Genomic DNA, 20,922 nt, shown 5'->3' with positions numbered 1-20,922 from the left:
CGGAGTTCATCAGTGAAGATCATCATTCTCGGCGCCGGCCAGGTAGGCGGCACCCTGGCCGAACACCTGGCCAGCGAAGCCAACGACATCACCGTGGTCGACACCGACGGCGACCGTTTACGTGACCTCGGCGACCGCCTGGACATCCGCACCGTGCAGGGCAAGGGCTCCTTCCCCACCGTGCTACGCCAGGCCGGCGCGGATGACGCCGACATGCTGGTGGCCGTCACCAACAGCGACGAAGTCAACATGATCGCCTGCCAGGTCGCTTACACCCTGTTCCACACCCCGACGCGCATCGCCCGTGTGCGCGAGTCGGCCTACCTGACCCGCGAGGCGCTGTTCGACAACGAGGCCATCCCGGTCGACGTGCTGATCAGCCCCGAACAGGTGGTGACCAACTACATCAAGCGCCTGATCGAATACCCTGGCGCCTTGCAGGTCATCGACTTCGCCGAAGGCAAAGCCCAGTTGGTGGCGGTCAAGGCTTACTACGGCGGCCCACTGGTGGGCCAGCAACTGCGCCAGCTACGCGCCCACATGCCTACCGTGGACACCCGCGTGGCGGCGATCTTCCGCCGCAACCGGCCAATCATGCCGCAGGGCGACACCATCATCGAAGCCGATGACGAGGTCTTCTTCATCGCCGCCAAAGCGCACATCCGCGCGGTGATGAGCGAGATGCGCCGCCTCGAAGACAGCTACAAGAAAGTGGTCATCGCCGGCGGCGGGCATATCGGCGAGCGCCTGGCCGAAGCCATCGAGAGCCGCTATCAGGTCAAGATCATCGAGATGAACCCGGCACGTTGCCGTTACCTCTCGGAAAATCTGGAAAGCACCATCGTCCTGCAGGGCAGCGCCTCGGACAGGGACTTGCTGGTGGAAGAAAACATCAGCGACGCCGACATCTTCCTGGCCCTGACCAACGACGACGAAGCCAACATCATGTCGTCCTTGCTGGCCAAGCGCCTGGGGGCGCGCAAGGTGATGACCATTATCAACAACCCGGCCTACGTGGATCTGGTGCAGGGCGGTGAAATCGACATCGCCATCAGCCCGCAGCTCGCCACCATCGGCACCCTGCTGACCCACGTGCGTCGTGGCGATATCGAAAGCGTGCACAGCCTGCGCCGTGGCGCGGCGGAAGCGCTGGAGGTGATCGCCCACGGCGACGCCAAGTCGAGCAAGGTCATCGGCCGCATGATCGGTAATATCGCCCTGCCGCCGGGCACCACCATCGGCGCCATCATCCGTGAGGAAGAAGTGCTGATCGCCCACGACGACACGCTGATCGAGTCCGGCGACCACGTCATCCTGTTCCTGGTCGACAAGAAGTACATCCGCGACGTCGAGCGCTTGTTCCAGGCTGGTCTGACGTTCTTTTGAGTGGCAAGCCACAAGCTTCAAGCCGCAAACGAGCCTTCTTGCAGCTTGAAGCTTGCCGCTTGTAGCTGGCCGACGAAGGAGGCCCCCTGTGAGCACCGAAGCACTGGAAAAGATGCTGGCCAAGGGCATGGACAATGCCCTGCTGCGTTTCGGTCTGGGCAAGGCCCATCTGGACGGCGGCAACGCCGTACAGGCCGCCGAGCACCTGCAGCGCTGCGTCGCCTTCGACCCGAGCTATTCCGCCGCCTGGAAGCTACTGGGCAAGGCGCTGCAGGCTACCGGTGATGCAGAAGCCGCGCGCCAGGCCTGGCAGCAGGGCATCGCCGCCGCCCAGGCCAAGGGCGACAAACAGGCCGAGAAGGAAATGACGGTGTTCCTGCGCAAGCTGGACAAGTCCGCGAGCAATCGCGGCTAAAGCCCCTCCCACCAGCTCGGCGCTACCTCGTAGCTGCGTAGCCCGGATGCAATCCGGGAAAGTTTCTGCAGTCTGCCCCCGGATTGCATCCGGGCTACGGCGTTTACGACGCGACTCAGGCGGTAGCGGTACGCTGCGGCAAAGCGCGCACGATGGCGCTGAGCAGCATGCCGTACAGCGGCACGAACAGCATCAGGCTGATGGCCAGCTTGATCACGTAATCCACTGTGGCGATCTCCACCCAGTTAGCTGCCATGAAGGGATCGTCGCTGTGCCAGAAGGCCACCGAGAAGAACAGGAAGGTATCGAGCAGGTTGCCGAAGATGGTCGAAGCCGTCGGCGCGATCCACCACTGGCGCATCCGGCGCAAGCGGTCGAACACCTGAATGTCGAGCAACTGGCCGAAGGCGTAGGCGAGGAAGCTGGCCACGGCGATACGGAAGACGAACAGGTTGAACTCACCCAACGCCGCCAAGCCGCCAAAGGCGCCCTCATGGAACAGTACGGAAACCACGTAGGACGCGATCAGCGCCGGCAGCATGACGCGCGCAATCACCACCCGCGCAGCATGCTTGCCAGTCAGGCGCACGGTCAGGTCGGTGGCCAGGAAGATGAACGGAAAGCTGAACGCGCCCCAGGTGGTATGCCAGCCGAACAGGGTGATCGGCAACTGCACCAGGTAGTTGCTGGCGATGATAATGAGGATGTGGAAGGCAATCAGCGCAGCCAATACAGGCCGACTGACCGATGCAGGAATCAGGGTCATGTCTGTGTCCTTTTTCATGAAGTGGGGTGAGGGAACCCACTGCCGCCGCCGACATGGCCGCGAGCGGCGCGCATTCTAGCGCGAACTTGACCCTGGAGATAGGTTTCAGGTGGCCAGACGGCCACCGTTGATCGCAACCTCAGGCCTGCGGCACGACACGCTTGGCTGATTGGAAATGACGCTTCCAGTACGGCGTATTGAGGCGGTCGATACGGACGTTGGCGCCACGACGCGGCGCGTGAATGAAACGTCCTTCGCCCAGGTAGATGGCAACGTGATCCACCGAACGGCTGCGAATGCGGAAGAACAACAGGTCTCCCGGCTGCAACTCACCACGCTTGACGGAGGGCGCATCGACACGCGACAGCTCATGCGAGGTGCGCGGCAGCTCAAGGTCTTCGAGCGGTTTGAAGGCGTATTGCACCAGGCCGCTGCAATCGAACCCCTGCTTGGGGCTCGCACCGCCCCAACGATAGGGTTTACCCAGAACAGCGAGGGCGCGGTCGAGTACCTCGCGGGCCGGTGCTGGCTCAGCCTGCTGGCTGGGCGCCGGGATGGTCTGTATGCGAAAGGTGGCGGAGGCTTCGGCACAAATCCCGAATAAAAGAGCGCCTCCAAGACAAAATGACATGAAGATCTTATTCAAAACCCAGTAACCCTGGTCAGCGGCCTATGCTTGGAAACCCTTCCAAATCATGGCGTTGCATCGAAAATGAGCATCCAGCCCATCCCGACCACGGACTACCGTTCTGCGCTCAAGGTTCATTTAAGGGCGGGCATAACCGACGAACGGTGCCTGATCGGGTGCCGTCCTTGGCGGGTTACTGACGTGCCTTGATCGCCGCCAGCATCTTCTGCGCCAGCGCGGCATAGTCTTCGTCGAAGTGATGCCCGCCTGTGATCTGCAGGCGCTCGCCCACGGCGCCCGGTGCCGTGCAGCCACTGTCCGGCGCCTCTTCGCTGCCGTAGATACAAAACACCTTGGCCGCTGGCAGGCGCTGCATCTCCGGGCCGGTCGGCGCTTCTGCGCCATCCTTGCCGAGCCAACCGCTTACAGCGATCTCGAAACTGCCACTGCGGGCGAAGGCCAACAGCAGCATGGCGTCGACCTGTTGCTGATCGCTGCTCGGCAGGCGGTTGTAGATGGCCGGCAGGACATCGGCGCCGAAGGAGTAACCGGCCAGCACGAAGCGTTTGATATGCCATTTGTCGCGATACTGCTGCATCAGCCGCGACAGGTCGGCGGCACTCTGCTCCGGGCTCTTGTGCTGCCAGTAATAACGCAGGGTGTCGATACCCACCACCGGGTAACCGGCAGCAGCCATGTACTCAGCCGAAGCGCGGTCGAGATCGCGCCAGCCACCATCGCCGGAATAAAACAGAGTGAGCGTGTCCGCCGGTTGTGCCGACGGATGTTCGATCACCGGCATCGCGCTACCCTGGCCAGCCAGCATGCGCTGCAACTGGTCGGCCAGCAGCGTTGGCAACGGTGCCTCCAGCGTACCGATGCGCGGCTCGCCGTTGCTCTGCTCGCGCAGGAAACGGGCGTTGTCATCACCCGGATTGTCATTCCACAGGGCAACCCAGTGACCATGTGCGGCTTTTTGCGGCAGCGGCTGAGGGCAGTCAGGGCTGGCCAGATCGAAGCCGACCGACAACGCCTGTGCCTGATCATCCGTCTGTGTCGCCAACCAGCGCCAGGCGCTGCTGGCAGCCGGGCCAACCCCGGCAACCAGGGTCGGTTCGCCCCCCAGTTGCTCGCGCGCCTGATCGATCTGGCGCTGCTGAGCGGCACAATCACCGGCTACGAACGGCACCTGCAGCACGCGCAAATCGCCCACTTCACCCAGCCGCCGCAAGGCAGCGCCATCGAGGGCCTGATCAGCCGGGGCGATCAGCAGCACCCGCTGGCGTGCCTCGCCCTGGCTCAGCAACTGTGCAGCCATACCCTGCATCTGTACCGTCTGCAAATGCGCTACCGCGCGCATCGACCACCACCAGGTCGTCGCGCCCGCCGTCAGTGCCGCAACCAGCACGGCACCACCCAGCGCTTTCTTCATCGTGCCCATCTCAACGCCTCACCAATCCACCCAGCCCGCCCGCGATCAGCGTTGCGGTATCGGCCAATGCCACCCAGGGATCGAGCCCAGCCGGTACGGCCAGGTAACGCGGCTCCCACTGCGGCAGGAACTTGTCCTTGAAGCGCCGCAGCCCCTGGAAGTTGTAGAAATTCTCACCACGATCAAACACCAACGCGCCCAGACGCAACGGCAGCGGCGCGCCCTTACGCGTCTGCAAACCCGCCAGCGGCACCATGCCGAGGCTGAAGCGGGCGTAGTCTTCGCTTTGGAACTGCTGGATCAAACCGAGCATGAGAAATTCCATCGTCGACTTAGGCGCATCCGGCAGCACACGCATCAGATCGAGGCTGGCCACCGCGCGCGTCTCGCACTCAAGCAAGTTGGCGAAGGCCACCGCGCGCCCCTCGAAACGCACCACCACCACGCGGAAATGCGCCAAATATTCCGGGCTGAAACGCCCCAAGGAAAAGCCCTTCTCGCGCACGCTCTTGCCCTGCAACCAGGCGCAGGAAATCGCGTGCAACTCGGCAAACGGCGCCTGGCCAGGGGCATGGAACTCCAGACTCAAGCCATCACGCTGGCCACGGTTCCAGGTGTAGCGCAAGGCTTTCATTTCCTTGCCGTTGCTGGCCAAGTCGAAGGTTTTCAGATCCACCAATGCCTCTTCACCCAGCTTCAGTGCAGTCAGGCCGATGTCGATATAACTGGGCAAATTCTCGGCGCGCACCTGATAGAACACCGGGCGCGCATGATGGCGGTCACACAGGTCACGGAACTGCCAGATCAGCTCGGCACGGGCGGGGGCCGGGCCGATAGGATCAAACAACGCCACCAGGCTGCGCCCGCGACGGGCGTACATCAGAAACGCATCGCCATCGGGGTGGAACAGCAGCGCCTTGTCGCCACTCAGGGCCAAGCTACCCTCCGGCTGGCGTGAGGCCTGGACGATGGCGCGGGCACGCAGCAGCGCTCCGCTGTCAGGCAGGCGAATGCTCGGCGGCGTGGCACGCAGCAGCCAGGTCAGGCCAACGGCCAACAACACCAACGCACTGCCCAGAGCCGCACGCAGACCGCGCGGGGCATTGGCATCGAGCTCGAACTGCCACCATAACTGGTGGCTGTAGGCGACATCCTGATAAGCGAACAGCAACAGCCAGATAGAAGCCGCAATCACCCCAACCGTGGCAGCCAGTCCCAGGCCGGAAGCCGGTACATCCATCAGCCGACTGCGGCGATAGAACTCACGGCGAAACAACGCCAGCAACCCGGCGATAACCGTCAGAGCCAGGGATTCAGCCCAGTCGAAACCCTTGAGCAATGACAGCACCGAGCCCATGCACAACAGCACCAGCGTCAACGCCCAGGCCGCCGACAAGCGCCGCCGCAGGCCCTGAGCCAACAGCAAGCACAGCGTGCCGACCAGACTCGCCGCCAGATGCGAGGCCGCGATCAGTTGCGGCGGCATCAGAAAGCCCAGCGCCTCCAGGCGCTCGTCCATGATCGGTATGACCCCGGAAAACAGCAGTACCGCTCCGGCACAAAACACCAGCATGGCCAATAGCGGCGCCGCCATACCACTGGCGACACGTGCTACCTGACGCGAGAACCACAGCCGACGCGCCTCTACAGCCAATAACAACAAGCCCGCCGCCAACAACGGCAACAACACGTACAGCAGCCGATAGAGCAGCATCGCCGCTACCAGAGCGGCCGGGTCGATGCGCGACGAGAACGCGGCCAGCAGCACGGCTTCGAACACCCCGACACCACCCGGTACATGACTCAGCACGCCCGCCGCCAACGCCAGCATGTACACCAACACGAAACTGGAGAAGGGTGGGACCTCCGGCAGCAACAGATAAAGCACGCAAGCCGCGATAAGCACATCCAGGCTGCTGATCAGCAGTTGCACCAGGCTCATGCGCAGGCCGGGCAAACGGATGTTGAAACGCCCCAGATCCACCTGCCAGCAGCCAGGCGCCGGTCGCTCGGGCAAACGCTTGCGGCTAACCACCACCACCACGATCAGTGCTGCAGCCAACACAGCCAATGCCAGTACCATAAGCACCGGCTCGGGTAAGCGCAGCGCAGCCGAGGCATCCGGCAGATCGAATAGCGCCGCCAACGCCGCCAGGATTGGCAGGCTGACACCCAGCGACAGGCTGGCGAACAAGCTCATCCGCGCCACATCACCGGCACTCAGCCCATTGCGCCCATACAGGCGATAGCGCACCGAGCCACCAGATAGCGCCGACAGTCCTACCGCATTACCGATAGCGAACGCACAGAAACCACCGAGAGCCAAGGTCGCAGCCGGCAGACGGACGTTGGCATAACGGCTGGCCGACCACTCATAGGCGAGCATCACCATAAAGCCCAGAATCGCGGCCAGTAACGCACCGAACAGCGCCTGCGGCGGCACCGCCGCCAGCGATTCACGTACCTGATCCGGGTTGATCTCGCTAACCAAGTGCCAACAGGCCAGCAACGCCAGGCCAAACAGCAACAGCGACAAGCTGAGGCCGATAAGTTGGCGATTGCGTTGTAGCCAGGTCGAAGATGGAACGGAGGGAATGGGAGCATGCGCCTGAGCGCCGTCTTGGGGAACTTCGGGTACCGCTCGACTCATGTCGAAAACGCCTCGGGTGGACGCCGCCTCGGATTGAGGTCTTGGTCAGAGTGCAGATGTAACCAAATGTTCCATTGATCCGAAAATTTAGTACATGCCCTCAGTAAGGCACTTCACCAGCCAGGCGCCGCGCGCGTCAGGCTTCGCCGAGAAAACGCAGACCCGCGCCTTCAGCATCCACCCGCATCACCTCCATGCGCAGTACCGGAGCGGGGAAGGGCAAATCCTGTACCTGCCCGGTGACTTCAGTGCCCACAGCCAAAGTACTCATGTCAGGGTGCTTCACGTAAACGCCGCTGTCAGACAGGTCACGAGTCTGCGCCAGCAGCTCACCGAAACTGGCATGGCTGATCTTGATTCGGCACTTCATCGGGGTTCGTACCTGCTGACGCTGATTCGACATGGCGACTCCAGTGATGGGCGAGTGATGAACTTGCCTTTAATAGCTCATTCCCGTAACAAGGCCCAGCGCATGGCAGAAAAAAGGCGCCCTCAAGGCCAATGCCGATCAGATAAGGCTTTCCACTGTAGGAGCGAATTTATTCGCGATCTTGGGCAGGCACGGAGCTAAACCCTATCGCGAATGAATTCGCTCCTACACGATTGAGGGCATGGAAACCAAGCCCATGCGGGAGCTTAACTGACAGGCATTACCCTCAAGGCGCCTGTATGAATCGTCTATGCCCGCAGGCTGCACGTCAGTACCACTTGGCCTCGCCATCCGGGCGCTTCTTGAAGCGCTTCATGCTCCACATGTACTGGCTCGGGTAACTGCGCACGTAGCGCGACACCACTTCGCTCATCGCCGCCACGCCCACTTCTACGTCCTCGCTATACATGCCTTCAGGCGCGGCCTCGAGGATCACCTTGTAGCCGCTGCCATCATTTAAACGTACGGCATGCAGAAATACGCCGACCGCCTTGCCGCCAGCGAGCATGCCAGGCACGAACTTGCTGGTCAGCGCAGAGGTACCAAGAAAAGGCACGAATACGCCCGACGAACGGCTCGGCTCTGGATCCGCCGGAATGCCTACCGCGCCACCTTTGCGCACTTCCTTGATGACGCTGAGAATGCCTTCCTTGGTTGACGGCGCAACGCGGTTGCCCATTTGTGCACGTTGCGTCTGCAGCAGCTCGTCGACCGCCTTGAGCTTGGGCGGACGGTAGAAAATGATCGGCTTGCACTGGTTGCAATAGAAGTGGTTGAGCACTTCCCAGTTGCCCAGGTGACTGGTAATGCCGACCACGCCCTTGCCCGAGGCCAGTGCCTGTTGCAGCACTTCGAGGCCTTCTACCTCGCGCACCAGCTTGAGCGATTTGTGCGCCGGCCAGATCCAGGCGCAGGCGCTCTCGGTCAGGGTTTTGCCGATGTCCTTGAGGCTCTGCCCAAGCAGTTGCTCGCGCTCGGCCTCACTCAGCTCAGGAAAACACTGGCGCAGGTTGATACGCGCCACCTCACGCGAGCCATTGGGCAACTTCCACATCAGCCAGCCGATGGCATTGCCCACCGCCTGCACGGCACGCCAGGGCAACAGCGCAAACAGGCGCAGAAAACCCACCACCAGAGCGCCCTTGAATTTTTCCACGACACACTCCAACCGCTCAGAAAAGCGTCAAGTGTAGCGACGTGTGCCGATGCAGTCAGTACAGGCTGCTGCGCTGCCGTTGCTGCAGATCGCGCTCATAGGCTTCAACGTCGAACTCTTCATAGATGCAGCGGAATATATCGCCAGCACTGGGCAGGCTGGCGCGCTCAACCTGACGCGAGAGATCCCACAGCCCCGAGCGCAGTGCTGCCTTGGAGCACTGGAAGTAGCAGCTATCGATATCAATGCGCAGCACACTGCGTGGCAGTTTGTCCCCGACGCGCCCCCGCTCCAACAGCTCTGGATCGAGAGAAATCTGCGCCCGGCCATTGACCCGCAGGCTTTCGCCAACGCCGGGAATCAGGAACAGCAGCGCGACGTGCGGGTTCTGCACGATGTTGCGCAAGCTGTCGATGCGGTTGTTGCCGGGGCGATCCGGCAGCAGCAGGGTCTGGTCGTCGAGAATCTGCACAAAGCCCGATGCATCGCCACGTGGCGAGCAATCGAGACCATCCGGGCCAGCGCTGGCCAGCACCACGAAGGGCGAAGCCTGGATCAATGCACGATAGGGGTCGATCAGCCGTGGCAGTTCCTTGCGCCGCGAGCGTTCGTGGCTTTCGCCGTACAGTGCCAACAGTTCATCCAGCGTGGTGATAGTGGTCATGAGCTCTTCAGTGGCGCGTAGCGGTCGCAGTCGATGGTGTGATCCATCACCATACCCGTGGCCTGCATGAAGGCATAGCAGATGGTCGGGCCGACGAAGGTGAAACCGGCCTTCTTCAGCGCCTTGCTCATCGCTTCGGCCTCGGGCGTTACCGCAGGCACCTGGCTGCGGTCACTGAAATGATTGACCTTCGGCGCGCCGCCGACAAATGACCAGAGCAGCGTCACCGGATCCTCCAACTTCAGCCAGGCCTGGGCGTTCTGCCGCACGGCCTTGAGCTTGAGGCGATTGCGGATGATGCCGGGGTCCTGCATCAGCGCCTCGATTTCCTCGTCGGAGAGCCGCGCCAGGCGCTCGGCATCGAAGTTATGCAACACCTGGCGATAGCGCTCGCGCTTCTTCAGCACGGTGATCCACGACAGCCCGGCCTGCGCGCCTTCGAGCAACAGCATCTCGAACAGATGGCGCGCATCGCGCTGCGGCACACCCCATTCCTCGTCGTGATAGGCCTGGTACAGCGGATCGTCGGTACACCAGAAGCAGCGGGGCATGTCTGTGAGCCTCGGTCAGGAGAAGAAGTGACTATAACCACAAAATAACTGGATATAAATACAGCGCAAGCGCTCATCACGATGATGCCGATGTGCCGTACCCTGCGGCTTGCGCCGAGTTTCGATATACTCCCCGGCTTTCCCTCGCAAGCCTCCACAGGTGATTTTTTCGTGAGCCAGAACAAGCCTGCCGCGCGTACCTTCCAGGATCTGATCCTGGCCCTGCAGAACTACTGGGCCGAGCAGGGCTGCGTGGTGCTGCAACCCTACGACATGGAAGTAGGCGCCGGCACCTTCCACACCGCCACCTTCCTGCGCGCCGTCGGCCCGGAAACCTGGAACGCCGCCTACGTGCAACCTTCGCGTCGTCCGACCGACGGCCGTTACGGCGAAAACCCCAACCGCCTGCAGCATTACTACCAGTTCCAGGTGGTGTTGAAGCCCAACCCGGAGAACTTCCAGGAGCTTTACCTGGGCTCGCTCAAGGCCATCGGCCTCGACCCGGAAGTGCATGACATCCGCTTCGTCGAAGACAACTGGGAATCGCCGACCCTCGGCGCCTGGGGTCTGGGCTGGGAAATCTGGCTCAATGGCATGGAAGTCACCCAGTTCACCTACTTCCAGCAGGTCGGCGGCATCGAGTGCTACCCGGTGACTGGCGAGATCACCTACGGCCTGGAGCGCCTGGCCATGTATCTGCAGGGTGTGGACTCGGTCTACGACCTGATCTGGACCGACGGCCCGTTCGGCACCGTGACCTACGGCGACGTGTTCCACCAGAACGAAGTGGAGCAGTCGACCTACAACTTCGAACACGCCAACGTCGAGAAGCTGTTCGAGCTGTTCGACTTCTACGAGAGCGAAGCCAACCGCCTGATCGAGCTGCAATTGCCGCTGCCGACCTATGAAATGGTGCTCAAGGCCTCGCACACCTTCAACCTGCTCGACGCCCGCCGCGCCATCTCGGTAACCGCGCGTCAGCAGTACATCCTGCGCGTGCGTACCCTGGCCCGCGCCGTGGCGCAGAGCTACCTGCAGGCTCGCGCCCGACTCGGCTTCCCCATGGCCACCCCCGAACTGCGTGAAGAAGTACTGGCCAAGCTGGAGGCGCAAGCATGAGTGCACAAGATTTCCTGGTCGAACTGGGCACCGAAGAACTGCCACCCAAAGCGCTGAAAAGCCTCGGTGACGCCTTCCTCGCCGGTATCGAAAAAGGCCTCAAAGCCGCCGGTCTGAACTATGCCAGTACGCGCGTGTACGCCGCGCCGCGCCGCCTCGCGGTACTGGTCGAGCAGCTCGAAGAACAGCAGGCCGACCGCAGCATGAACCTCGACGGCCCGCCCATTCAGGCCGCCTTCGACGCCGACGGCAACCCGACCCAGGCCGCCCTGGGCTTCGCCCGCAAGTGTGGCGTGGACATCACCGAAATCGACCGCAGCGGCGCGAAACTGCGCTTCGCCCAGCACATCCCCGGCCAGCCGGCCGTGAACCTGCTGCCGACCATCGTGGCCGACTCGCTGAACGATCTGCCGATCCCCAAACGCATGCGCTGGGCCGCCCGTCGTGACGAGTTCGTACGTCCGACCCAGTGGCTGGTAATGCTCTTCGGCGACAGCGTGGTCGATTGCGAAATTCTCACCCAGAAAGCCGGTCGCATCTCCCGTGGCCACCGCTTCCATGCCAACCGCGACGTGCGTATCAGCAGCCCGGCCAGCTACGCCGAAGACCTGCGCAGCGCCTATGTGCTGGCCGACTTCGCCGAGCGCCGTGAGATCATCAGCCGCCGCGTCGACGAACTGGCCGCAGCCGAGCAGGGCACTGCGATTGTGCCGCCAGCGTTGCTGGACGAAGTCACCGCCCTGGTCGAGTGGCCGGTGCCGCTGGTCTGCTCGTTCGAAGAGCGCTTCCTCGAAGTGCCGCAAGAAGCGCTGATCAGCACCATGCAGGACAACCAGAAGTATTTCTGCCTGCTCGATGCCAATGGCAAGCTGCTGCCGCGCTTCATCACCGTGGCCAACATCGAGTCCAAGGACCCGGCACAGATCGTCTCGGGCAACGAGAAAGTCGTGCGTCCGCGCCTGACCGACGCCGAGTTCTTCTTCAAGCAGGACAAGAAGCAGAAGCTGGAAAGCTTCAACCAGCGCCTGGCCAACGTGGTATTCCAGGCACAGCTCGGTTCGGTATTCGACAAGGCCGAACGCGTCTCGGCGCTGGCCGGCTTCATCGCCCGCGAAGTGGGTGGTGACGCTCAGCGCGCCGCTCGTGCCGGCCTGCTGTCCAAGTGCGACCTGGCCACCGAGATGGTCGGCGAGTTCCCGGAAATGCAAGGTATCGCCGGTTACTACTACGCGCTCAACGATGGTGAGCCCGAAGACGTCGCCCTGGCCCTGAACGAGCAGTACATGCCGCGCGGTGCCGGTGCCGAACTGCCGAGCACCCTGACTGGCGCGGCTGTGGCGGTGGCCGACAAGCTCGACACCCTGGTCGGCATCTTCGGCATCGGCATGCTGCCGACCGGCTCGAAAGACCCCTACGCCCTGCGTCGCGCCGCCCTCGGCGTACTGCGCATCCTGATCGAGAAGGGCCTGGATCTGAACCTGGCCGCTGCGGTCGACTTCGCCGTCGCCCAGTACGCAGGCAAGGTCAAGTCTGAAAGCCTGGCCGCACAGGTGCTGGAGTTCATCTTCGACCGCCTGCGTGCACGCTACGAAGACGAAGGCATTGAAGTCGCCGTGTACCAGGCCGTGCGTGCGGTGAACCCGACCTCGCCGCTGGACTTCGACCAGCGCGTGCAGGCCGTGCAGGCTTTCCGTACGCTGCCGCAAGCCGCGGCCCTGGCCGCCGCCAACAAGCGTGTGTCGAACCTGCTCAGCAAGGCTGAAGGCGGCATCGCTGCCCAGGTCGCAGCGCACTACTTCGACAACCCCAGCGAGTTCGCACTGCATGCGGCCATCCAGCAAGCTGACCACGCTGTGCAGCCGCTGGCTGCCGCGCGTCAGTACAACGAGGCGCTGGCCAAGCTGGCCAGCCTGCGCGAACCAGTAGACGCCTTCTTCGAAGCGGTGCTGGTCAACGCTGAAGACGCCCGCGTGCGCGCCAACCGTTACGCCCTGCTGGCCCGCCTGCGCGGGCTGTTCTTAGGCGTGGCGGATATCTCGGTGCTGGGCTAAAGCCAGCAACCGCAAGCTACAAGCTTCAAGCGGCAAGCAGGCCGCTGTTGACTTGTAGCTTGCGGCTTGGAGCTTGCGGCTATGAAATTACTCATCCTCGACCGCGACGGGGTCATCAACCAAGACTCCGACGCCTATATCAAGACGCTCGACGAGTGGCTCCCGATTGCCTCGTCGATCACCGCCATCGCACGCCTGTCGCAAGCAGGCTGGACGGTAGCGGTAGCCACCAACCAGTCCGGCATCGCGCGAGGCTATTACGACCTGGCGACCCTGGAGTCGATGCATACGCGCCTGCGTGAGCTGGTGGCCGAGCAGGGCGGCGAAATCGGCCTAATCGTCCATTGCCCACATGGCCCGGACGAGGGCTGCGACTGCCGCAAACCCAAGCCGGGGATGCTCAAGCAAATCGCCGCGCACTACGGCACGGAACTGGCAGGCGTCTGGTTCGTCGGCGACACCAGCGGTGACCTGCAGGCGGCGCTGACCGTCGATTGTCAGCCTGTGCTGGTGAAGACCGGAAAAGGTGAACGAACCCTGGCCAAGCCCCTGCCGCCAGGAACCCTGGTATTCAATGATCTGGCGGCTGTCGCCGATCAACTGCTCTCATAAGGTGCAAAGTTCAATGGCGATCCTGCAGGCCCTCAGAGTCACGCTTTTCTACCTGCTGCTGTCGTCCAGCTCGTTCTTCTGGTGCCTGATCAGCCTGGTGGTGGCACCCTTGCTGCCATTCCGCCAGCGCTATCGCTTCGTCGTCCAGGCCTGGTGCAACTGCGGTGTGTGGCTGGCCAAGGTTATCGTCGGCATCCGCTATGAAGTGCGTGGCCTGGAGAACATCCCCGCGCGCCCCTGCGTGATCCTCGCCAACCACCAGAGCACCTGGGAAACCTTCTTCCTGTCCGGGTTCTTCGAGCCGCTGTCGCAGGTGGTCAAGCGTGAGCTGCTGCGTGTGCCGTTCTTCGGCTGGGGCATGGCGCTGCTCAAGCCCATCGCCATCGACCGCAGCAACCCCAAGGCCGCGCTCAAGCAGATGGCCAAGCAGGGTGACGAACGACTCAAGCAGGGCGCCTGGGTGCTGGTATTCCCCGAAGGCACGCGCATTCCGCCGGGTCAGATCGGCAAGTTCTCCCGTGGCGGCGCGGCGCTGGCAGTCAACGCCGGTCTGCCGGTGCTGCCTATCGCTCACAACGCCGGCGAGTTTTGGCCCAAGGCTGGCTGGGGCAAGCACTCCGGCACCGTCCAGGTGGTCATCGGTGCACCGATGCACGCCGAAGGCGAAGGCCCGCGCGCCATCGCAGAACTGAACGAACGTGCTTTCCAATGGGTTCGCCAGCAGCAGACCGAAATGCGCGGCGAAGCCCCTGTTTCAGCCAGCGTGGGTGAAACCGCCTGACCTGTGGATAAGCTGTGCACGGAATACCAGCAAAGCGCCATATCATGGCTTCATGTGCCTGATTTCCCTGGGTTATAAACGCCACTAGGAAAATTCTGCGGCAGGGTATAACTTCCTGAATATTCATACAGCGTGACTGCACAAGTCCGCTGTATGCCAGATGTTCAGAAAGGGAATTCACTGCCATGCCATCGATCTACCAACTCAAGCCGGCCTTCCAAAACCTGCTGCGCCCAGGCGTGCAGCGTCTCTATGCTCGCGGTGTCACCGCCAACCAGGTAACCCTGACCGCCGCCATCGTCTCGCTGCTACTCGGCGCGCTGCTCGCTGCTTTTCCCTCGGTTACCTGGCTATTCGCCCTGATTCCGTTATGGATGCTGCTGCGCATGGCACTGAACGCCGTTGACGGCATGCTCGCCCGTGAGTTCGGCCAGCAATCGAAGCTTGGCGCCTACCTCAACGAACTCTGCGATGTAATCGCCGATAGCGCCCTTTATCTGCCTTTCGCACTGCTGCCCGGCGTATCGCCACTGCTAGCGGTGCTTGTGGTGCTATTGGCGGTGATCAGCGAATACGCAGGTGTACTCGGGCCGATGGTCGGCGCCTCACGCCGCTATGACGGGCCTATGGGCAAGAGCGACCGCGCTTTTTGCTTCGGCGTGCTCGGCGCCGGTGTCGCCACCGGCCTGTTATCGGCCCTGTGGATCAACACGTTGCTCGCTCTGATCCTGGCACTGCTGCTTTACACCCTCTACAACCGCGTTCGTCATGGGCTGGCAGAGACCGCCTGAGCCCACCAGTAACGGAATACGGAGATTCCATGCACCACTTAAACATCGCCCGCCACCACACACCTGCCGTCCTCCCTTTGCAGCCCAAGGAGTCCTCATGCTCGCCGCATTGACCGCTTTCGCCATCACTTCGGCGGCTCGCCTGCTGACCGGTGCACGAGCCCTGTGGCTCGGCAGTACCGCGCAGCCGACGCAGCGCCTGTATTACGCCAACCACAGCAGCCACGGCGACTTCGTTCTGCTCTGGGCATCACTGCCGCCCGAATTGCGCAAGCGTACGCGTCCAGTGGCTGGCGCCGATTACTGGCTCAAACCCGGCGTGCGCAGCTTTCTGATCAAGCGGGTGTTCAACGGCGTACTGGTCGACCGCGCGCGTAAGGAAGAGGGCGGCAACCCGCTGCAAGCGATGCTCGATGCACTGGACGGCGGCGACTCGCTGATCATCTTCCCCGAAGGTACGCGCAATCTGAGTGACGATCCGCTGCTGCCGTTCAAGAGCGGACTCTACCACCTGGCGCAGGCACGCCCCGAAGTGGAACTGGTGCCCGTATGGATCGCCAACCTCAACCGCGTGATGCCCAAGGGCAGGGCGCTACCGCTGCCACTGTTGTGCACTCTGAGCTTCGGCGCTGCGCTGCAGCGTAGCGAGGGTGAAGGCAAAGACGCCTTCCTTGAACGCGCACGCAACGCGCTGCTGGCACTGGCACCCGAGGAGGCCTGAGATGGATAACAACACCCTGCTGCTGTTCGCCGGTATCGGTGCCCTGCTACTGCTCGCCAGCCTGATTGGCTTGATCCTCAAAAAGCGCAGTGGCGACAACCCCAGCCCGGTAATCGACAACCTCAACGCCCGAATCAACGCCTGGTGGGTGATGGTGCTGGTCATCGGCATCGCCTTCCTGTTCGGCAACAACGGCGTGATCGTGCTGTTCTACTTTGTGTCCTTCTACGCACTGCGCGAATTCATGACCCTGGCGCCAACCCGGCGCAGCGACTACCCCGCACTGGTAGCCGCCTTCTACTTCGCCTTGCCGCTGCAGTACCTGCTGATCATGTTCAACTGGTACGGTCTGTTCGCCATCTTCATCCCGGTCTATCTCTTCCTGCTACTGCCGATCCTCGCCTCGCTGGGCGGCGACACTACGCGCTACCTGGAGCGTGCAGCCAAGGTGCAGTGGGGCCTGATGATCGCCGTATTCTGCATCTCTGCCGTGCCGGCGTTACTGACTCTGGAAATCCCCGGCTACGAAGGGCGCAACCTGCTGCTGATCGCCTGGCTGATCATCGTGGTGCAGATATCCGACGTGCTGCAGTACGTGTGCGGCAAGCTGTTCGGCAAGCACAAGATCGCACCCAAACTGTCGCCCTCGAAAACCGTGGAAGGCTTTATCGGCGGCGTAGCGCTGGCCACACTGATCGGCGCCCTGCTGTGCTGGATCACCCCGTTTGCCTTCTGGCAGGCAGCGTTGTTCGCCCTGCTGGTGTGCATGCTCGGCTTCGCCGGCGGCCTGGTGATGTCGGCGATCAAACGCGATCGTGGGGTGAAAGACTGGGGCCACATGATCGAAGGCCACGGCGGCATGCTCGACCGTCTGGACTCGGTCTGTTTCGCAGCGCCGGTGTTCTTCCACATGGTGCGCTACTGGTGGGCCTGATGGCCCACTTTTCCACAGACCGTCGGAAACGGTTTATGACGTCGCTTGCAATGGCCCAAAGGATTGCCGCCGGGGATGACAGGCAACAAAAAACCCGCCGAAGCGGGTTTTTTAATGACCTTCCGACCTCCTGTCGTTTGCCTTCCTGGCGCGGTCTGTCTTCCTTGACTCGGGATATCCATTTCCCGGTACGTGTGTGTAGATTAGCCAGACCTCGCAGGCGAGGGGAGAAGCACTCTGCTCCTAGCCATGTAAGCCTTTTGCCATAAGTACTGGGTACTACGCGAAACTGTGACAGGGTGGGCATTCGTCCCAAGCGCCGACTGATGCCACAGCAGACGACGCTGCATCAGGCGGCGGCTATTTGATTGAGCCTGTTGATCACCGCGACGATACCCTCGGCATCCGCATCCGCGAAGGTGCCATCCAGCCCTTCGTGATGCAGAGCGGTGAAGGGGGGATCGTAAAGCTGACCCGGCTCGATGCAGCCGTGCCGGGTCAGGCGCTCGATGATCATTTCCACGAAGCGGATCTGCTGGCTGTTGTAGCGGCTGCCATCGAGGAATTTGCTGAAAGCCTCCATCGCCGCGTTGCGATCCAGCCCCACCAGTGAGCGGATAAACAGCGGCAGCGGGCGCTCGCTGCCAAAGCATTCGACGAAGCGCTCGCGGCTTTCCACCGGCTCGGACTGATAGACGAAACGCTCCAGCTCGGCCAGATCACTCGCCGTGAGCGGCTTGTTGTGCTTGAGCTTGGCGATGGCCAGATGGTTTTCGTTGGCGCGAATGTACGCCTCGACCTTCTTGCGATACTGCGCCAGGTTGATGCCGGTGCTGAAGTCGTTGAGTACCACCTCGCTGGCCTCGCCGATCTGGTCGGTAAGAAAGGTATAGACCGGGTTGGATGTGCGTCGCTGAATAAGCTGAATCAACCCGCGTAACCGCCGGCGTAGCTGCTCGATCATCGGCAGGGTGATGTCCTGCCAGTATTCCTCTGTCTGCAGATCCTGAATCAACGCCAGCTCGGCGCGGATGGCCGGGATGCTCTCCATCAACTCCAACTGGCTGGCCAGCTCACGCACCCGGTCACGGTAGGCGACGAAATCGCCACTGGCGCGCAGCACGGCCAACTGCAGGTTGAGGCAGAGCAGGTCGAACAGCTTGGCAGTGATGTGCTCGGCTTCGCGTTCGCTGGGCAAACCCGCGACATGGGCGCGCAAATCGCCTAACGCTGCATCGTCGAGGTCGTTCCAGGCTGCTCGCTCGGCGAAACGCACCACATGCTCACGCTCGGTACGCACGATGAAGTTGTCCTGATTCATCGCCGCCACCTCGCCGTGCAGCTCCTCGGTCACCGCCTGGCGCAGGCTGCCCAGGCTGTCATAGCCGCCGATGGTTTCGGCAACACCCTCGCGCACACGGGTGTCCTTGCCGGAGAGTAGCGACAGCAGTTCCAGCCGCGCCTTGAACAGACGCTTGCCGACCGGCTCGGCCATGCCGCCCAGTGCGCCTTTCGGGTGCTCGTTGAAGTACTCGAAGTTGGCGCAGAAATCGAAGATATAGAACTCGCTCTTGTCTACGCCCGGTGCGAACAGGTTTTCGCACAGGCGCGTGCCACGGCCGATCATCTGCAGGAATTTGACCTTCGAGCGCACGGCCTTGAAGAACACCAGATTGAGCACCTGCGGCACGTCGATGCCGGTGTCGAGCATGTCCACCGAAATGGCGATCTGCGGCAGGCGGTTGTCCTTGGCGCCAAAGGCATCAATCAGCGTCTGTACATAGGGTTCGCCATGCACGATGACACGGGCAAACTCGCCCTTGTACTGCGAGTAGTGATGATCGAAACGACGGGCGATGAACTTGGCGTGCTCCTTGTTCACCGCAAAGATGATGGTCTTGCCGATCAGCTCCCCGCCATCCACCTTCAGTCCGTGTTGCATCAAGTGCCGCAGCATCAGGTCGACGGTGTGTTCGTTGAACAGTTGCTTGTTCACCTCCGAGGCCAGTACCTCGGCAGGTGCCTCGCCATCCTCGTCGGCGCGCTCGCCCCAGTCCAGGGATTCCCAGTGCTCCTTCTCGGCATCGCTCAGCTCGTCATAGCGGATGCCCTCGCGGACGAACTTGATCGGCACCGAATGCGCCTTGGGCGGCACCAGATAACCGGCGGCCACAGCCTCGTCGAGGCTGTAGGCATCGGTGGGCACGCCGGTTTCCAAGCCAAACAGGTGGTAGGTGTCACGATCCACCTCATCGCGTGGCGTCGCGGTCAGGCCCACCAGATAGCTGTCGAAGTAGCGAAAGATCGCCCCGTACTTCTGGTACACGCTGCGGTGTGCCTCGTCGATGATCACCAGGTCGAAGTGGCCGATGCCATAACGGCGCTGCTCGCCGTCCATCTCATCGATCAGGCCCATCATGGTCGGGTAGGTGGACAGGTAGACGCGGCCTTGGCCGTTCTTCTCGGTCACCAGATTGACCGGATTGGAGTCGGGCAGATGCTCCTTGAAGGCGCTCACCGCCTGATTGACCAGCGCCACCCGGTCGGCGAGAAACAGCACGCGCTTGACCCAATTGGCGCGCATCAGCAACTCCACCAGAGCGATGGCGGTGCGCGTCTTGCCGGTGCCGGTGGCCATGGTCAGCAGACCGGCGCGGCGACCATTGGCCAGGGCTTCGGCCATGGCACGGATGGCACGCTGCTGGTAGGGGCGCCCGACGATATTCGCATTGATCGGCAGGCTGCGTATATCGCCTTGCAACTGCCGACGCTGCACGGCCAGTTCCAGCTCGGCGCGGGTATAGAAGCCCTGCACTTCGCGTGGCGGCGCACGGCGGTCGTCCCATAGCCAGGTGTGGTTACCGTTGGTGTAGAAGATCAGCGGGCGCTGGCCCTTCTCGGCTTCCAGGCAATCGGCATAGAGCTTGGCCTGCTGACGACCGATATCCGGGTCTTTCAGGCTGCTTTTGGCTTCCACCACAGCCAGCGGCTTGCCGTCGGCGCCCCACAGCACATAGTCGGCAAAGCCTTCATTGGCCTTGTTGGGCATGCCCTTGAGCGGCACTTCGCTGGACAGATTCTTGCCGTCCTCCCAGCCCGCTTCACGCAACAGCACATCGATAAAGAAGCGGCGCGTGTCGGCTTCGTCGTAATCGTGAGTATCCGGCACGGCGATATTGGCGGCCTTGGCCTTGGCCAGTTCGGCACGCGCTGCCGCCAGATCGGCATTGACCTGCGCCAACAAGGCTTCACGCTCGGCCAGGGTGGCGGCCTGTTCGGCGATGGCCACTTCGCGTTTTTCCAGCGCGGCATGCTGCTCGGCGATCTGCTGCTGGAACCTGGCCTCCTGCTTCTTCAACTCCTCGCGAGTGAAGGTGGCTGCATCGCTACTGCTGACCAGTTGCGGTACGCGCTTGTCATCGAAGCGGGCGACGATGGCCTTGGGATCACTGGCGCGGGTGTAGGTGCGCGCGAGCCAGAACAGTACATGAAACAACTCGCGCAGCAGCTTCATCGAGTCGCTGAAGCCAATCGTACCGCTGCCATGCACCGCCTGGTTGCCGGCCTTCTGGATCAGGCGCATCTTCTGCAACACCTGCGGCGGCGGCAGATCCTCGAAGTCGCGGTTGCTCAGCAGCGCGTTGAGGCTGCGGTCGTAGGGCATGCGCAGATCGCGGTCATGCTCGTACAACCAATGCACCGCCTGCTCCAGCGCATGGCGGGTACGCATGCAGCAGGCACGCGGGTCGGAATACACCAGTTGCTCGGCGCCCTGGGCAGGTTCGAGAAGGGCTTTGAACTCTGGCGCGAGAAACTGGAAGTTACTCATGGCTGA

18 protein-coding genes are annotated in these 20,922 nt (G+C 62.3%); 9 read left to right on the top strand and 9 right to left on the bottom strand.

The genetic code is table 11. The features are described from left to right. Nucleotides 1–12: 12 nt before the first annotated feature. Entirely contained in the window at nt 13–1,386 is a 1,374-nt protein-coding gene (gene trkA / locus AERO9A_RS22000; RefSeq protein ID WP_159974010.1) for a Trk system potassium transporter TrkA, read from the top strand. 88 nt (nt 1,387–1,474) lie between these two features. Further along, nucleotides 1,475–1,801: a tetratricopeptide repeat protein gene (locus AERO9A_RS21995; RefSeq protein WP_159974009.1), complete on the top strand. Its 327-nt coding sequence runs from the start codon at nt 1,475–1,477 to the stop codon at nt 1,799–1,801. A gap of 115 nt (nt 1,802–1,916) precedes the next feature. Here AERO9A_RS21995 and AERO9A_RS21990 read toward each other — a convergent pair whose 3' ends face one another. The 8 genes from AERO9A_RS21990 to AERO9A_RS21955 all read right to left on the bottom strand — a co-directional run bounded on the left by AERO9A_RS21990 (nt 1,917) and on the right by AERO9A_RS21955 (nt 10,078). After that, nucleotides 1,917–2,567: a 7-cyano-7-deazaguanine/7-aminomethyl-7-deazaguanine transporter gene (locus AERO9A_RS21990; protein ID WP_159974008.1), complete on the bottom strand. Its 651-nt coding sequence runs from the start codon at nt 2,565–2,567 to the stop codon at nt 1,917–1,919. Nucleotides 2,568–2,706: 139 nt separating this feature from the next. Then, nucleotides 2,707–3,198 (bottom strand): C40 family peptidase, encoded by a 492-nt coding sequence (locus tag AERO9A_RS21985; protein ID WP_178111171.1) that lies wholly within the window; start codon nt 3,196–3,198, stop codon nt 2,707–2,709. Nucleotides 3,199–3,388: 190 nt separating this feature from the next. Beyond that, complete coding sequence (locus tag AERO9A_RS21980) at nt 3,389–4,627, bottom strand: virulence factor family protein (protein WP_159974007.1); 1,239 nt, start codon at nt 4,625–4,627, stop codon at nt 3,389–3,391. A gap of 10 nt (nt 4,628–4,637) precedes the next feature. After that, nucleotides 4,638–7,277: a bifunctional lysylphosphatidylglycerol flippase/synthetase MprF gene (gene mprF / locus AERO9A_RS21975; protein WP_159974006.1), complete on the bottom strand. Its 2,640-nt coding sequence runs from the start codon at nt 7,275–7,277 to the stop codon at nt 4,638–4,640. 136 nt (nt 7,278–7,413) lie between these two features. Further along, entirely contained in the window at nt 7,414–7,680 is a 267-nt protein-coding gene (locus AERO9A_RS21970) for a PilZ domain-containing protein (RefSeq protein ID WP_159974005.1), read from the bottom strand. 295 nt (nt 7,681–7,975) lie between these two features. Continuing rightward, nucleotides 7,976–8,863 (bottom strand): lysophospholipid acyltransferase, encoded by an 888-nt coding sequence (locus AERO9A_RS21965; RefSeq protein ID WP_159974004.1) that lies wholly within the window; start codon nt 8,861–8,863, stop codon nt 7,976–7,978. A 55-nt stretch (nt 8,864–8,918) separates the two neighbouring features. Continuing rightward, nucleotides 8,919–9,527 (bottom strand): pyridoxamine 5'-phosphate oxidase family protein, encoded by a 609-nt coding sequence (locus AERO9A_RS21960; RefSeq protein WP_159974003.1) that lies wholly within the window; start codon nt 9,525–9,527, stop codon nt 8,919–8,921. Further along, on the bottom strand, nt 9,524–10,078 hold the full coding sequence (locus AERO9A_RS21955; RefSeq protein ID WP_159974002.1) for a DNA-3-methyladenine glycosylase I: 555 nt from the start codon (nt 10,076–10,078) through the stop codon (nt 9,524–9,526). Before AERO9A_RS21955 ends, AERO9A_RS21960 begins: the two co-directional genes overlap by 4 nt. Nucleotides 10,079–10,249: 171 nt before the next feature. Between AERO9A_RS21955 and glyQ the strand changes: the two genes are divergently transcribed. From glyQ to AERO9A_RS21920, 7 genes are all read left to right on the top strand, one after another. Further along, entirely contained in the window at nt 10,250–11,197 is a 948-nt protein-coding gene (gene glyQ / locus AERO9A_RS21950; protein ID WP_159974001.1) for a glycine--tRNA ligase subunit alpha, read from the top strand. Beyond that, nucleotides 11,194–13,248, top strand: a complete 2,055-nt coding sequence (gene glyS / locus AERO9A_RS21945; RefSeq protein WP_159974000.1) for a glycine--tRNA ligase subunit beta — start codon at nt 11,194–11,196, stop codon at nt 13,246–13,248. The genes glyQ and glyS overlap by 4 nt, the downstream gene beginning before the upstream one ends. A gap of 81 nt (nt 13,249–13,329) precedes the next feature. Next, nucleotides 13,330–13,860, top strand: coding sequence for a D-glycero-beta-D-manno-heptose 1,7-bisphosphate 7-phosphatase (gene gmhB, locus AERO9A_RS21940; protein WP_159973999.1), 531 nt, complete (start codon nt 13,330–13,332; stop codon nt 13,858–13,860). A 13-nt stretch (nt 13,861–13,873) separates the two neighbouring features. Further along, a complete protein-coding gene (locus AERO9A_RS21935; protein ID WP_159973998.1) occupies nt 13,874–14,641 on the top strand; it encodes a 1-acyl-sn-glycerol-3-phosphate acyltransferase in 768 nt (255 codons plus the stop codon). Nucleotides 14,642–14,826: 185 nt separating this feature from the next. Then, nucleotides 14,827–15,432 carry a CDP-alcohol phosphatidyltransferase family protein gene (locus AERO9A_RS21930; RefSeq protein WP_159973997.1) on the top strand — a complete coding sequence of 202 codons (606 nt, stop codon included), beginning with the start codon at nt 14,827–14,829 and terminating at the stop codon, nt 15,430–15,432. 97 nt (nt 15,433–15,529) lie between these two features. Next, nucleotides 15,530–16,153 carry a 1-acyl-sn-glycerol-3-phosphate acyltransferase gene (locus AERO9A_RS21925; RefSeq protein ID WP_159973996.1) on the top strand — a complete coding sequence of 208 codons (624 nt, stop codon included), beginning with the start codon at nt 15,530–15,532 and terminating at the stop codon, nt 16,151–16,153. A gap of 1 nt (nt 16,154) precedes the next feature. Continuing rightward, the gene (locus AERO9A_RS21920) at nt 16,155–17,087 is read left to right on the top strand and encodes a phosphatidate cytidylyltransferase (RefSeq protein WP_159973995.1); all 933 of its coding nucleotides are present in this window, start codon (nt 16,155–16,157) and stop codon (nt 17,085–17,087) included. A 349-nt stretch (nt 17,088–17,436) separates the two neighbouring features. Here AERO9A_RS21920 and AERO9A_RS21915 read toward each other — a convergent pair whose 3' ends face one another. Further along, the gene (locus AERO9A_RS21915; protein ID WP_159973994.1) at nt 17,437–20,916 is read right to left on the bottom strand and encodes a DEAD/DEAH box helicase family protein; all 3,480 of its coding nucleotides are present in this window, start codon (nt 20,914–20,916) and stop codon (nt 17,437–17,439) included. Between the last annotated feature and the right edge of the window lie 6 nt (nt 20,917–20,922).

Origin of the sequence: Pseudomonas sp. 8Z, assembly GCF_902506535.1 — a bacterium.
GTDB lineage: Bacteria > Pseudomonadota > Gammaproteobacteria > Pseudomonadales > Pseudomonadaceae > Aquipseudomonas.
Note: the sequence above shows the minus strand (reverse complement) of the source record. Positions and strands in the feature narration are given on the sequence as shown.